Annotated in this window: 14 protein-coding genes; 12 read left to right on the forward strand and 2 right to left on the reverse strand. The window is 34.3% G+C overall.

Features of this window, described 5'->3' with window-relative positions:
- Positions 1-14: 14 nt before the first annotated feature.
- From H8909_RS01145 to H8909_RS01200, 12 genes are all read left to right on the forward strand, one after another.
- A complete protein-coding gene (locus H8909_RS01145; protein WP_187011524.1) occupies positions 15-2,033 on the forward strand; it encodes a cysteine peptidase family C39 domain-containing protein in 2,019 nt (672 codons plus the stop codon).
- A gap of 5 nt (positions 2,034-2,038) precedes the next feature.
- Entirely contained in the window at positions 2,039-2,506 is a 468-nt protein-coding gene (gene ybeY, locus H8909_RS01150; RefSeq protein ID WP_187011525.1) for an rRNA maturation RNase YbeY, read from the forward strand.
- Entirely contained in the window at positions 2,506-2,901 is a 396-nt protein-coding gene (cdd, locus tag H8909_RS01155) for a cytidine deaminase (protein WP_187011526.1), read from the forward strand. The genes ybeY and cdd overlap by 1 nt, the downstream gene beginning before the upstream one ends.
- Complete coding sequence (gene era, locus H8909_RS01160) at positions 2,898-3,794, forward strand: GTPase Era (protein WP_129981093.1); 897 nt, start codon at positions 2,898-2,900, stop codon at positions 3,792-3,794. The genes cdd and era overlap by 4 nt, the downstream gene beginning before the upstream one ends.
- A complete protein-coding gene (recO, locus tag H8909_RS01165) occupies positions 3,781-4,518 on the forward strand; it encodes a DNA repair protein RecO (RefSeq protein WP_187011527.1) in 738 nt (245 codons plus the stop codon). The genes era and recO overlap by 14 nt, the downstream gene beginning before the upstream one ends.
- Before the next feature lie 15 nt (positions 4,519-4,533).
- Positions 4,534-5,457: an alpha/beta fold hydrolase gene (locus tag H8909_RS01170; RefSeq protein ID WP_187011528.1), complete on the forward strand. Its 924-nt coding sequence runs from the start codon at positions 4,534-4,536 to the stop codon at positions 5,455-5,457.
- Between the two features lie 138 nt (positions 5,458-5,595).
- The gene (locus H8909_RS01175; protein WP_129981090.1) at positions 5,596-6,972 is read left to right on the forward strand and encodes a glycine--tRNA ligase; all 1,377 of its coding nucleotides are present in this window, start codon (positions 5,596-5,598) and stop codon (positions 6,970-6,972) included.
- A 12-nt stretch (positions 6,973-6,984) separates the two neighbouring features.
- On the forward strand, positions 6,985-8,751 hold the full coding sequence (dnaG, locus tag H8909_RS01180; RefSeq protein ID WP_187011529.1) for a DNA primase: 1,767 nt from the start codon (positions 6,985-6,987) through the stop codon (positions 8,749-8,751).
- Positions 8,752-8,753: 2 nt separating this feature from the next.
- Positions 8,754-10,010, forward strand: a complete 1,257-nt coding sequence (gene rpoD / locus H8909_RS01185) for an RNA polymerase sigma factor RpoD (RefSeq protein WP_117459705.1) — start codon at positions 8,754-8,756, stop codon at positions 10,008-10,010.
- Entirely contained in the window at positions 10,010-10,681 is a 672-nt protein-coding gene (locus H8909_RS01190; RefSeq protein WP_187011530.1) for a tRNA (adenine(22)-N(1))-methyltransferase, read from the forward strand. Before rpoD ends, H8909_RS01190 begins: the two co-directional genes overlap by 1 nt.
- Positions 10,682-10,727: 46 nt before the next feature.
- The gene (locus H8909_RS01195) at positions 10,728-11,471 is read left to right on the forward strand and encodes a Nif3-like dinuclear metal center hexameric protein (RefSeq protein ID WP_187011531.1); all 744 of its coding nucleotides are present in this window, start codon (positions 10,728-10,730) and stop codon (positions 11,469-11,471) included.
- A 1-nt stretch (position 11,472) separates the two neighbouring features.
- Positions 11,473-11,931 (forward strand): NUDIX hydrolase, encoded by a 459-nt coding sequence (locus tag H8909_RS01200; protein ID WP_187011532.1) that lies wholly within the window; start codon positions 11,473-11,475, stop codon positions 11,929-11,931.
- A 12-nt stretch (positions 11,932-11,943) separates the two neighbouring features.
- On the opposite strand, the gene H8909_RS01205 is transcribed toward H8909_RS01200, so the two are convergent.
- Positions 11,944-12,795 (reverse strand): Cof-type HAD-IIB family hydrolase, encoded by an 852-nt coding sequence (locus H8909_RS01205; protein WP_187011533.1) that lies wholly within the window; start codon positions 12,793-12,795, stop codon positions 11,944-11,946.
- Positions 12,796-12,803: 8 nt separating this feature from the next.
- A complete protein-coding gene (locus H8909_RS01210) occupies positions 12,804-13,715 on the reverse strand; it encodes a 4-hydroxy-3-methylbut-2-enyl diphosphate reductase (protein ID WP_187011534.1) in 912 nt (303 codons plus the stop codon).
- Between the last annotated feature and the right edge of the window lie 80 nt (positions 13,716-13,795).

Below are 13,795 nucleotides of genomic sequence, written 5' to 3' on the forward strand. Positions count from 1 at the left end.
GGAGGTTTTTTTATATGCGTAAATATCCTATATATCTTCAGGATGATGAAGTATCCTGTGGCGTTTATTGTATCAAGATGATTTTAAAATATTATGATATTGAAGAAGACACACTCAATATTAAAAGAAAAGCACGTATGGATCATACTGGAACGACTATTAAAGGTTTAGTAGAAACATTGAAATCCTATGCGATAGAAGCAAAAGCCTATCATGCTTCTTTAAAAGACATAGAAGAACATATCACCTTACCTTGTATCTTACATACAATAGAAGATGGTATAGGTCATTTTGTAGTACTCTATGAAATCAAGGGAGATACGTATATTATTGGTGATCCAGCCCATGGTATTGTGGTCTATGATCAAGAAGAACTGACATCAATTTATACAGAAAATGTTGTATCTATTACACATATTGGGCGCTATTTTGAATATGAGAATAAGACATTTAAACAGTTCTTAAAGGGAATCAAGAAACTCTATCATAAAGATATTAGAAAACTAGGAAGCTATACATTTTTTATCACATTATTCTCTTATGTGTTATCACTTATCTATGCATCACTCATTGATTATATGAAGGTTAAAACACCTATTGTGGTATTAATGATTGTATCAGGTGCTTATTTTATTATCGGCTTAATAAAGATTGGAATAGAAAAGACAAAAGAAAAGAAAAGTATCCTTCTCACACGTGCTTTTGATAAAGAGTTTGTTTATACAAGTATTAGTCAAGTAATGGATCATAAAGGAGATACAGGAACACTCCATCCACAAATCATGGATTTCTATCAGTTAAGTGAGTTTTGTATTGCCTATTTTAGTATCTTCTATGTAGATCTTGTTTCTATTGTATTAGAACTACTTGGTTTATTGCTGATTTCTACGCAATTATCATTAGTACTTATTATTGTGTTAGTTATTCTAGGTATCTTTGTTTATTTTAAGAGTAAACATTTTATAGAACTCTATAAAGACTATATCGCAGCACATATTGAATCAGAACATGCACTCATTGATTATTTAGATCAAAGAGAAATAGGAAAGAGATATTATGGAAAACATCAATGGCTTAAAAGATATGAACATTACTATGAGAATGAAGCCAATCATAAACAGGATCAGGAAGAATTCTCACTAACACTCTCTACTGGTATGCATATGATCCAAATACTTGGAGAAGCACTTATACTATTTGTAGGATTGTTCCTCTATCATAATAAGAGTATCAGTATGGGTGAATTGATTCTATTCTATATGGTTTATAATATGATTCTTATTCCCCTTATTCATCTCTGTACTACTTTAGTAGAATATTCTCAAAGTACAGTACTTTATGAGAAATATAAGGAACTTACAACACCAGTCGTACAAGGTAAGCTGTTGATAGAAGAACCAATTCATACTATTCATATGAATAATGTAAGTTATGCTTATGGCTTCCATGAACCTGTCTTAAATCACCTTGATTTAGAAATCAATCATTCTTTCTTTATATTTGGAGATAATGGTTCAGGTAAATCTACATTAGCTTATTTACTAGAAGGTAATGATCCACATTATCGTGGTGAAATACTTATTAATAACAAGCATTTAAAAGACATCAATCAGGATTCTTTAAAGAAACATATCATTCTTGTAGAAGAACATGAATCATTTATACCTGGTTCTATCAAAGAAGTATTGAATTGTGAGGATGAAGAACGTATACTTCATGTATTACTTTCCTTAACAGGAGAAAGATTGATTGAACTAGGAGATTCACCTATCACATCTCAGGGGCTTCCCTTATCATTAGGAGAACAACAGATTCTTTCACTTGCCCGTGCATTGTTATGTGATGGAGATATTTATATTCTTGATGAAGCCCTCAGTCATCTCTCTTTTGAACGTAAAGAAATCATCATTCGAACTTTGTTTGAAACATATCAAGAAAAGTTATTTATGGTGATTTCACATGATAAAAAAATCATGAACATGGGATATGACTATGTTATAATGGAAAAAGGAAAAATCATCGAGAAAGGGTGATATTAATGAATATAGATTTTGTATTTGATAATGAAGTAGAGAACTTTGAAAATAATTATGAACAGGATTTTACAGCTATTATTGAACAGGCTTTAAAGACTTTAGGTATTGAAGATGATGTAGAAGTATCATGTGTTCTTGTAGATGATGAAAGAATACATGAAATTAATAGAGAATATCGTCATATTGATCGTTCTACTGATGTCATCAGTTTCGCAATGGAAGATAATGATCAATTTTATGTAGAAGGTATGCCTAGAACTTTAGGAGATATTTTTATTTCTGTAGATCATGCTAAGAAGCAGGCAGAAGAATATGGTCATTCTTTAAGAAGGGAAATGTGTTTCTTATTTACACATGGTATTCTTCATTTGTTAGGATATGATCATATGACAGATGAACAAGAAAAAGAAATGTTTGGCTTACAGGATCAAATCCTAGGTGCTTTAAGCATTGAAAGAGAGGAAGCCTAATGGATTATCAATATCTTGTAGATGAAGCATTTAAGGCAAGAGAGAATGCATATACCCCTTATTCACATTTTAAAGTAGGTGCCTGCTGTGAACTCAATGATGGCAAGATGATTTATGGTGCCAATATTGAGAATGCAGCTTATGGCTCTACAATGTGTGCTGAGCGTAATGCAGTATTTCAGGCTTATTGCCAAGGCTACCGTAAAGAGGATATTAAAGCACTTGCGATTGTTGGAGATGGACCGACATTGATTTCACCTTGCGGTTCATGTCGTCAGGTATTAAGTGAACTCTTGAAATCTGATACACCTATTGTATTAGGTGCAAGAGATCACTATGAAGTGACTAATATCTATGAATTATTACCTAGAAGTTTTAGTGAGGAGGATTTATGAGTTATAAATCAGGTTTCGTAAGTATTGTAGGACGTCCTAATGTAGGAAAATCTACTTTATTAAATCATATTTTAAAGACAAAATTAGTGATTACATCACCTACTGCCCAGACTACAAGAAATACAGTTCAAGGTGTATATACAGATGATGAAGCACAGATTGTATTTGTAGATACACCAGGTATTCATAAGCCACAGGATGGCTTAGGATCATTTATGAATACAACAGCTTTAAATAGTATTGTAGGAACTGATGTGATTTTATTTATTGAACCTGCCAATGAACGTATTGGTAAGGGAGACCGCTTTATTGTAGAAAGGTTAAAGAAAGCAGAATGTCCAGTCTATCTTGTATTAAATAAGGCAGACCTTCTTTCTAAAGATGAATTAATGGATAAACTGATTGAATGGAATCAGATGATGGACTTTAAGGAAATCATTCCAATTAGTGCACTTAATGGGGATAATGTAGATGAATTAATTAAGACTGTCAAACAGGATTTACCAGAAGGACCAGCTATTTATCCAGAAGATACAATTACAGATCATCCAGAACAGTTCATTATGGCTGAATTTATTCGTGAAAAGATTCTTTATTTCACTCATGATGAAATTCCTCATGATGTGGCGATAGAAATTGAACAGTGGATTGAAGATGAAAATGGAATAGATATCATGGCTGTGATTATTGTGAATAGAAAGAGTCAGAAGGGTATTATTATTGGTAAGCAGGGTACGATGATCAAGAAGATCAAAGACCAGGCAAGACGTGATATGAAACGTTTTGCGGGTGTACCTGTTAAACTTTCACTCTTTGTAAGAGTAGAAAAAGACTGGCGTAATAAAGCACAGTACTTAAAGGAATTTGGTTATAACCAGGATGACTACTCATAATATTGAGAAAACAGAAGGGGTTGTACTTAAAATAACTCCTTCAAAAGAATCTGATGCAATACTTTCTATTTATACACATGACTATGGTAGAATATCAGTCTATGGAAAAGGAATTAAAAAAATCAATTCTAAAAATGCGCGTGGTGTCACACCTTCTACGTTAAGCTTATTTGAGCTAAATGTACGCAAAGGATTATCATCTCTTATACGTGCTTCAGGAATTAAGTATTATACACATATCCAGGATCATATAGAAACAGATATACTAGCACAATGCTTATTAGAATACTATTATCGCTATGTTCCTGAAAATAAACCTGATCTAGAGACTTATACATTCTTAGTAGATGCTTTAAAAGCTATAGATACAGGATATTCATATAAATTGATTTATGCATTGATTCTTGTCTTTATTATGAAAGATAACGGAATAGAGTTAGAAGTAGACGGATGTGTTCATTGTGGACATACATCAGTCACTTCTTTTTCGCTTGTAGATGGTGGTTTTGTATGCCATAAGCATCAAACACCACAGGATGTAGAATTATCTATAGATGCACTTAAGGCAATACGTCATATATATAAGACACCCATTGCCCATGTTGATGCATTATCTATAGATGAATCAGTACTTAAAGAGATATTATTTATATTTGAACATTATATTGATGAATATTGTGGAATATATCTCAATGCGTTACGTTTTGTGAAGGAATGGATATGAGGGGAGGAATGATGTATGAAGCATGAAGAAACTTATACATCAACACTACATACACATGTTCACTTTTTCATTTATGAACCACAGGTGATCATTAGAGTCAAGGCTGTCTTATTTGTACAGCATGATCTCAATGAAAATGCATCAAACTATGATCATTTTGCGAATTTCATGTGTGATAAAGGATATGTTGTTGTAGTGAGTGATATGGTCGGACATGGTCATTCACTAATTGATTTTGAACAAGGTTATTTTGGGAAAACAGATGTCCTTGATCATTTGATGAAGGATATGCATCATCTGCAGAAGGTGATGATGGCCCGTTATACAGATACACCTTATTATTATATAGGTACAGGACTAGGTGCACAGATGATTCGTGAATATGCAGCACGCTTTGGAGATTATTTCCAGGGAATGTTGTTGATGGGAGCAGTGTCCGGTGTCAGAGCCTACCGCTATAAGAATCTTTGTCTTAACTTCTTTAAACTTATGAAGGGTGAAAGATATCATCTCAATAAACTGGCATTAAGAAACAGAATGAAGTTATCACATCGTTTCAATGAAGATCATCCGTTCTCTTATCTCACAGATAATGAACAACTAGTGAATAGATTTTCTAATGATACATTGACGAACTTCTCTTATACAGTCAAAGGCTATAGTGATATCTATAAGATTTCTAGACATGCCAACAGTGAAGAGACATATCAGAAAACACCAACATACTTATCTACATGGATTGCCTCCGGTGCACTTGATCCTCTTACTCGTTTAGGTAAAGATGCGCAGCTCATCTATCACAACTATAAAACACTAGGTATGGCCGATATCACATTAAAAATCTATGATAACAAACGTCATGCATTATTATTTGGTAAGGATCGTATTAACGTTTATACTGATATTCTTACCTGGCTAAACGCACGTACTTACATCTAACCTTTCTTTCAGAAAGGTTCTTTTTTTATACACTTATAATTGGTTGACAAATATACACTATAAGGGTATAAATAGTGGGACTATAAAGTTCATGGCTTAGGTTATTCCTAAGTCATTTCTTATCTCAAGGAGGAAAATATGGCTACAAAAGATATGGAAAAGCTAATTGCACATGCAAAAGGTGAAGGTTTTGTCTATCAAGGTTCAGAAATCTATGATGGACTCGCAAATACATGGGATTACGGACCAATGGGTGTTCAGTTAAAGAACAACATTAAAAACTTATGGTGGAAGAGATTTGTTCAGGAATGTCCTTACAACGTAGGTATTGATTCTGCAATTTTTATGAATCCAAGAGTTTGGCAGGCAAGTGGACATGTAGGTAACTTCAATGACCCACTTATTGACTGTAAACAGTGTAAATCAAGACATAGAGCGGATAAATTAATTGAAGCTTATGATCCTGAATTACATCCAGATGGATGGACTCCAGAAGAAATGATGACTTTTATTAGAGAACATAACATCGCATGTCCTGAATGTGGTGGACATGATTTCACAGATATCAGACAGTTCGAATTAATGTTTGAAACATCTATGGGTGTTGTAAAGGATGCAAAGAGTAAGATCTATTTAAGACCAGAAACTGCTCAGGGTATCTTTGTAAACTTCAAGAATGTTCAGAGAACATCACGTAAGAAATTACCATTTGGTATTGGACAGATTGGTAAATCATTCCGTAACGAAATCACTCCAGGTAACTTCATTTTCCGTACGAGAGAATTTGAACAGATGGAACTTGAATTCTTTACAAAACCAAATGAAGACTTAGAATGGTTTGAAAAATGGCGTCATGACTGTATGCAGTTCTTATATGATTTAGGAATCAATAAAGAAAACTTAAGATACAGAGACCATGACCAGAAAGAACTTTCTTTCTACTCTAAAGCAACAACAGATATCGAATACTTATACCCATTTGGATGGGGTGAATTATGGGGTATTGCAGATCGTACTGATTACGACTTAGGACGTCATCAGGAATATTCTAAGAAGAACTTAGAATACTTAGATCCAGACACTCATGAAAAGTATCTTCCATACGTTATTGAACCATCAGTAGGTGCAGACCGTTTATTCTTATCAGTTCTTGCAGATGCATTCGAAGAACAGGAACTTGAAAATGGTGATGTAAGAAAAGTTATGCATTTCCATCCTGCATTAGCTCCAGTAAAGGTTGCAGTATTACCACTTACTAAGAAGCAGTCTGATGAAGCAATGGAACTTTATAACGATTTAGTAAAAGACTTCTATTGTGAATATGATCAGGCAGGTCAGATTGGTAAGAGATATAGAAGACAGGATGCTATTGGTACACCATTATGCGTGACTGTAGACTTCGATACAGCTGAAGATCATAGCGTTACTGTAAGAGATCGTGACACTATGGAACAGATCAGATTACCAATTGATCAGTTAAAAGCTTATATTGCAGATAAAACACGTTTTAACTAAGAGGATGATTAGATGGCAAGATTATCACAGGAAAAGATTGATGAAATCAGACAAAGCGTAGATATCGTTGATGTGATGGGCCAGTACCTTGAACTTCATAAAAAAGGCAAGAACTACATGGCTATCTGTCCTTTCCATGATGATAATCATCCATCTTTATCTATTTCACAATCAAGACAGATTTATAAATGTTTTGTATGCGGCAACGGAGGGAATGTTTTTACATTCATTCAGGAATATTTAAAGGTTCCTTTCGTAGAATCCGTTATGAAAGTGGCAGAGTTTGGACATGTAGATATGTCCGGCTATTCACTAGAGAAGCGTGTTGTGAAAGTAGATGAGGCGCTTGCGCCTCTTTATGATATGCACGCTTTTGCCTTGAAGCTTTATATGTATTATCTCTATACACAATCAGGTAAACAGGCACTTGAATATTTACGTCATCGTGGTTTTGATGATGAACTCATTAAGATGTTTGGAATTGGGTATGCGCCAGATAAATCTATCTTACATGAACGTTTCCAGAAGGAAGGCTATACTGAAGTCGCTCAGGTGAAATCAGGATTAGTTTTAGAAAATGAACGTCATTATGATCGTTTCCGTGATCGTGTGATGTTTCCTCTTTATGATGAATTTGGAAAGGTTGTAGGTTTTTCTGGAAGAGTCTATAAAGCACAGGATAAGAATTCTAAATATATGAACTCACCAGAGTCCGATATATTTATTAAAGGTAAAACACTTTATAATTACCACCGTGCGAAAGAAGCAGTTCGTCAGGCAGGCTTTGTATATATTAATGAAGGGTTCATGGATGTGATTGCGATGCATCGTGCTCATCATGATAACTGTATTGCCTTGATGGGTACAGCTCTTACTAAAGATCATTTAAGAATGCTGAAGCGTATGACACATACAATTCATTTATGCTTAGATGGTGATATGGCAGGGCAGGCTGCCGCTATGAAATCAAGTGATTTACTTACATCACAGGGCTTTGAAGTCAAGATTGTCTTATTACCTGATGGAAGAGATCCAGATGAGATCTTATCAACAGAAGGTATAGAGGGGCTTGATGCGGTTTTAAAGGATACTTTAAGTCCTATTGATTTCATGATGGCCTTTGAATGTTCAAAACTTGATTTACGTAATTATGAAGATCGTAAAACCTTACTTGTAAAGGCATGTGAGAAGATTGCGAAGATAGAAGATAGAATTGATCGTGGACACTATATTACGAAGCTTTCATCATTGACTGATTTCCCTAAGGAAATCATTGAGGAACAACTTTTAAATAGTTCTGCAATTATTGAACATCGTGAACAGTTTTCTCAAAATCGTATTGAAACAATTCAGGACCAGCGTCCTATTCTAGATAAATATACTTTGGCAGAAAAGAATTTATTATTCTATATGTTGAATGACCGTCAGGTCAGTGATATTTATGAAGCAAAAGCAGGCTTTATGCATAATGATACATATCGTGCATTAGCTGCTTATATTAGAGATTATTATCGTACGCATCAAACAATGGATATTGCGAACCTCATCGATAAGATTGGGAGTTCTCATTCAACCCTTGTGAATGCATTGACAGATATTGCGGAGTGTTCACTTCCACTCCCTTATCAAAAAGAAGTGATTGATGATTATATTGCGAGAATTACAGAAAATACCAAGAATATTCGTGAACAGGAATTACAGGAACAGTTTAAGAATGTTCTTGCGCCTAGCGCAAAAGCTGAGATTCTCCAAAAGCTAATTGATTTAAAAAAGGAGTAGCTATGGCAAAAAAGGAAAAAGCAGTACAGGGTATTACTCTTGAAGAACTTGAAAAAATGCTGATTAGTGCCGCTAAGGCTAAAGGCAACCGTTTAACTCAAGATGACTTAGATGCTTTCCAGTCTAGATATGATTTAGATGATGAAGCATATGAAAACCTTATTGATGCAATCAATGAAAACCATATTGAAATTGAAGATGGTTTAGATGCATTAGAAATAGATGATAATGACTTCATGGCTGGAGGGGCAGATGGTCTTGATGATCTTGAAGGCTTAGAAGTAGATACAGATGATGATACAGGTGATGATGATATCGCAAATCTAGATTTCGGTAATGATCTAGATATGGACTTTGGTGATACAAATAAAATGTATAACCAGTCTGATGACGATGATGATATGAACCAGTTAGGTTCTAACGTTAAAATCAATGACCCTGTAAAGATGTACTTAAAGGAAATTGGTCGTGTAGACTTATTAACTCATGAACAGGAAATTGAACTTGCAAAACGTATTCTTGAAGGTGATGAACAAGCTAAGAAAGAACTTGCAGCTGCAAACTTAAGATTAGTTGTATCTATCGCTAAGAGATATGTAGGTCGTGGTATGTTATTCCTAGACTTAATTCAGGAAGGTAACATGGGTCTTATTAAGGCTGTAGAAAAGTTCGACTATACAAAAGGATTTAAGTTCTCTACATATGCAACATGGTGGATCAGACAGGCTATCACTCGTGCAATTGCCGATCAGGCACGTACTATCCGTATTCCAGTACATATGGTAGAAACTATCAACAAGTTAACTCGTATCCAGAGACAGCTTGTTCAGGAATTAGGTAGAGAACCAACAGCTGAAGAAATCGCAGAAAAGATGGATGGAATGACTCCTGCAAAGGTAAGAGAAATCCAGAAGATTTCTTTAGAACCAGTTTCTTTAGAAACACCTATCGGTGAAGAAGATGATTCTCATTTAGGTGACTTCATTGAAGATGAAGGTGCTATGAGCCCTGATGATTATGCATCTAACGAATTATTAAAAGATGAATTAAATGAAGTATTATTAGAACTTACAGATAGAGAAGAAAAAGTATTAAGACTTAGATTCGGTCTAGATGATGGACGTACAAGAACACTTGAAGAAGTAGGTAAAGAATTCAATGTTACTCGTGAACGTATCAGACAGATTGAAGCAAAAGCTTTAAGAAAATTAAAACATCCTTCACGCTCTAAACGTCTAAAGGACTTCTTAGATCACTAATGAAGCTTCATTCAAAACGTCTAAGCAAAGTTGCTTGGATGATTGAAGAACATAAACAAGGAACTATCCTGGCAGATATCGGCACTGATCATGCCTATCTGCCTTGTTTTTTACTTGATGAAAACATCATCACATCAGCTTATGCATGTGATGTAGCGGAAGGACCTCTCTCTAGTTCTAAAGAAACAATTCAGTCTTTATATCTTGAAAATCAAGTCATCCCATTACTTGGTAATGGATTAGATCCTATCATCGATAAGAAAGTAGATATGATCTCTATTTGTGGTATGGGTGGCTTATTGATGAGTGAAATATTAGATGCTCATCTTGACTATGTAGAAGATAAAATACTCTTCCTACAGGCAAATACAGCCATTGATTTATTAAGAGAATACTTAATGAATCATAACCTACAGATTATTGATGAAGCATTAGTCAAAGATGCTCATCATATTTATGAAATCATGGTTGTGAAAAAAGGGCATCAGGAATTAGATGAAAAAGATATTCTCTTTGGACCAGTCCTTAGAAAACAGAAGGATCCTCTCTTTATTGAGAAGTGGGAAAGAGAACTAAAGATTCAAAGACGTATATTGGATTCATTAAATACTGAACATGAAAAATATGCAAAGGTATTACATTCTATTGCCTTAATTGAAGAAGTACTCTAGGTACTTCTTTTTTGTGTTATAATATTTGAAATGGAAGGTGATATTTATGAAAGCAGAACAGATTATTAAAATCATGGAATCTCATTATCCTTTAAGTTGTCAAGAGGACTGGGATCATTGTGGATTACAGGCAGGCAATATTCATACAGAAGTGAATAAAATAATGATTGGTTTAGATGCAGACTTACAAACTCTACAGGAAGCCATTGATGCAGGATGTCAGATGCTGATTACCCATCATCCATTCTTATTCAATACATTGACTTTAGATACTACAACACCTGTAGGACGTTTTATTGAAAAAGCGATTAAACATAATATTGTTCTCTATAGTGCGCATACATCTCTAGATAAGATTTCCATGAATAGATGGTTAATGGAAGCATTAGGATGTTTAAATATTGAAGATGCCGATGAATCTAATATTACTAAGAAGGGTGTACTCCCAGATACAATGGGCATGTATGAATTCTTGGATTATGTAAAGAAAGCTTTTAATATTCCATCAGTCAATTATGCAGGTAAAGTGAAAGAAGTCTCTACAGTAGGAATTTGTGGTGGTTCTGGAGGAGATTTAATAGATGAAGTCGCTCCACAGGTAGATGCTTATGTCACAGGTGATTTGAAATATCATAGTGGTTTAAAAGCATCAGATTATAATATTCTTTTAGTAGATGTAGGGCATCATGTAGAAGTTATTATGGTACATAAATTAAAAGAATTATTAGAAAAAGAAATAGATTGTGAAATTATAGAAGCCACTTCTCCAGGCTATTTCAAGGGGTATTAGGATGATTTTGACTACAATTGCCTATTTAAAGAAAGATGGGAAAACATTACTTCTTCATCGTATAAAAAAGAAGAAAGATATCAATGAAGGTAAATGGATTGGTGTAGGTGGTAAATTAGAACCAGGTGAATCACCCGATGAATGTGTAAAAAGAGAAATACTAGAAGAAACAGGTTATACAGTACATTCTATTAGATGTCATGGTTATGTCACATTCCCAGGTCTTTATTATGGTGAAGATGAAGGTATGTTTGTTTATTCTTGTCATGACTTTGAAGGGACATTAAAAGACTGTGATGAAGGTGTTCTTGAATGGGTGGATGATGATTTAATTCCTGATTATCCACAATGGGAAGCAGATTATCATTTCTTAAACTGGATGGAAGATGATCACTATCACCATGCCAAGGTGACTTATAAGAATGATGAACTTATAGAATATAAAGAAGAAGTCTATTAAAAAGAACACGGATTAAATCAATCCGTGTTCTTTCATATTCTTATAAATACCATCATTCGCGATATCATCACATACTTCATCAGCAATAGCCTTTAAACCTTCTTTCGCATTACCGACTGCAACACCATGAGCTACAAATGTCAACATCTCTGCATCATTCATACCATCACCATAGGCATATGTATCTTTTGGATCAATACCTAAATGGTTAATAAGTGCTTCAATGGCAGTATGCTTATTTACACCCGCTACAGACAATTCACCTGATGCATCACCAAATGAAGGTACAGTACATTCAATCACTTGGAATGCATCACTAAACTGCTTTCTAATCTCATCAAATGGAATACTTTCATGTTCTAAGAAACAAATCTTATTCACATCGTTTCTATACATATTCTCATTTTCAATCAGTGCAGTAATAAAATGACTAGGTTCCTCTTCCTTCTTTCTTCTTGCTTCAGGATCATTTTCTAGATCACCATAGATGATGCTTTCTAGTCTTTTAATGAGGTTCTTAGAGGCAAATAAACCACCATTAGACTCTAAATAATAGTCATAATGATTAGTTTCAAAGAAGTCTACAACACGATGAACATCTTCATCACTGACCTTCTTATGATATAACATTTTATCTCCCATCTGTACAAATCCACCTCCAGCACCAATGATGCCATCCAATCCTACATCTAGAATATAAGGATAGATTTCTGCAAGAGAACGCCCTGTACAAAGGTAACATAAATTTCCTTTTTTACGCGTCTCGTGCACTGCCTGGATAGTTGATTCAGGAATACATTCCTTTACAGGTCTCACATCTACTAAAGTTCCATCTACATCAAAAAAAATAATCTTCTTACTCATACCCACTCCTATAACATCTTTTCATAAGGTATTTCAGGTTTAATAAAACTATCTGGATTGTTTTCATCATACTGCTTCAAGAAATCAATAATCTGATTAGTCAATACAGTAGGTGTAGAAGCTCCAGAACTTACTCCTACATGTTTCTTTCCTTTAAGCCATGATAAGTCTAACTCTTCAAGACTTCCAATCATCTTGGTATCTTTATGTGCTTTCTCTATACTAATAGAAGCCAGCTTCTTTGTATTATTAGAATGAGGATCACCTACAATGATGACTAGATCAATATCTTCATCCATCTTCGCAATGGCTTCCTGTCTAATTTGTGTAGCTGAACAAGTTTCCTTCATGATTTCTACATCTAATATTTTTTTCGCATACTCACATAAATCATAAACATCATAAAGGGACATAGTTGTCTGGTTAGTCATCACATAATGTTTATCTTTATCAAGTGTTTCTAAATCGTTCTTAGATGTAATTAAATGAATATGTTTAGGATCAATCAATAATGCACCTTCAGCTTCAGGATGATTCTTTTTACCTATATATAAAACATCCTTCCCACGCTTTAACTGTTCTTTAATAAGTGTATGTGTCTTAATAACATCTAAACATGTTGCATCCACTACGTTGAGTCCTTTACTCTTTGCCTTCTCAATGACACAATCTCCTGCACCATGTGCTGTAATAATAACTGTTCCTTCATTGATTTCATCAAGAAGTTCCATTCTAGTCTTACTTGCATCCTCAATTGTGATGGCACCACGCTTTTTTAATGCATCCACAATAAACTGATTATGTACAATCATACCAAGTACTGTAATAGGACCTGACTGTTCTATTGTCTCTTTCACAATATTAATAGCACGAATAACACCTTTACAATATCCTCTAGGGACAATTCCTGTGACTTTCATATTCTTCACCTCAAAAACAATTCTAACATAAGTGAGATTAGATTTGTTTTTTTTTCAAATCATGGTATGATAATAGACGC

This window comes from Catenibacterium faecis (assembly GCF_014306455.1).
Taxonomy (GTDB): Bacteria; Bacillota_I; Bacilli_A; order Erysipelotrichales; family Coprobacillaceae; genus Catenibacterium; species Catenibacterium mitsuoka_A.

Coding starts and splice junctions, on each gene's coding strand:
- H8909_RS01145 (WP_187011524.1), top strand. CDS start 15: ATGCGTAAATATCCTATATATCTTCAGGATGATGAAGTATCCTGTGGC.
- ybeY (WP_187011525.1), top strand. CDS start 2,039: ATGAATATAGATTTTGTATTTGATAATGAAGTAGAGAACTTTGAAAAT.
- cdd (WP_187011526.1), top strand. CDS start 2,506: ATGGATTATCAATATCTTGTAGATGAAGCATTTAAGGCAAGAGAGAAT.
- era (WP_129981093.1), top strand. CDS start 2,898: ATGAGTTATAAATCAGGTTTCGTAAGTATTGTAGGACGTCCTAATGTA.
- recO (WP_187011527.1), top strand. CDS start 3,781: ATGACTACTCATAATATTGAGAAAACAGAAGGGGTTGTACTTAAAATA.
- H8909_RS01170 (WP_187011528.1), top strand. CDS start 4,534: ATGAAGCATGAAGAAACTTATACATCAACACTACATACACATGTTCAC.
- H8909_RS01175 (WP_129981090.1), top strand. CDS start 5,596: ATGGCTACAAAAGATATGGAAAAGCTAATTGCACATGCAAAAGGTGAA.
- dnaG (WP_187011529.1), top strand. CDS start 6,985: ATGGCAAGATTATCACAGGAAAAGATTGATGAAATCAGACAAAGCGTA.
- rpoD (WP_117459705.1), top strand. CDS start 8,754: ATGGCAAAAAAGGAAAAAGCAGTACAGGGTATTACTCTTGAAGAACTT.
- H8909_RS01190 (WP_187011530.1), top strand. CDS start 10,010: ATGAAGCTTCATTCAAAACGTCTAAGCAAAGTTGCTTGGATGATTGAA.
- H8909_RS01195 (WP_187011531.1), top strand. CDS start 10,728: ATGAAAGCAGAACAGATTATTAAAATCATGGAATCTCATTATCCTTTA.
- H8909_RS01200 (WP_187011532.1), top strand. CDS start 11,473: ATGATTTTGACTACAATTGCCTATTTAAAGAAAGATGGGAAAACATTA.
- H8909_RS01205 (WP_187011533.1), bottom strand. CDS start 12,795: ATGAGTAAGAAGATTATTTTTTTTGATGTAGATGGAACTTTAGTAGAT.
- H8909_RS01210 (WP_187011534.1), bottom strand. CDS start 13,715: ATGAAAGTCACAGGAATTGTCCCTAGAGGATATTGTAAAGGTGTTATT.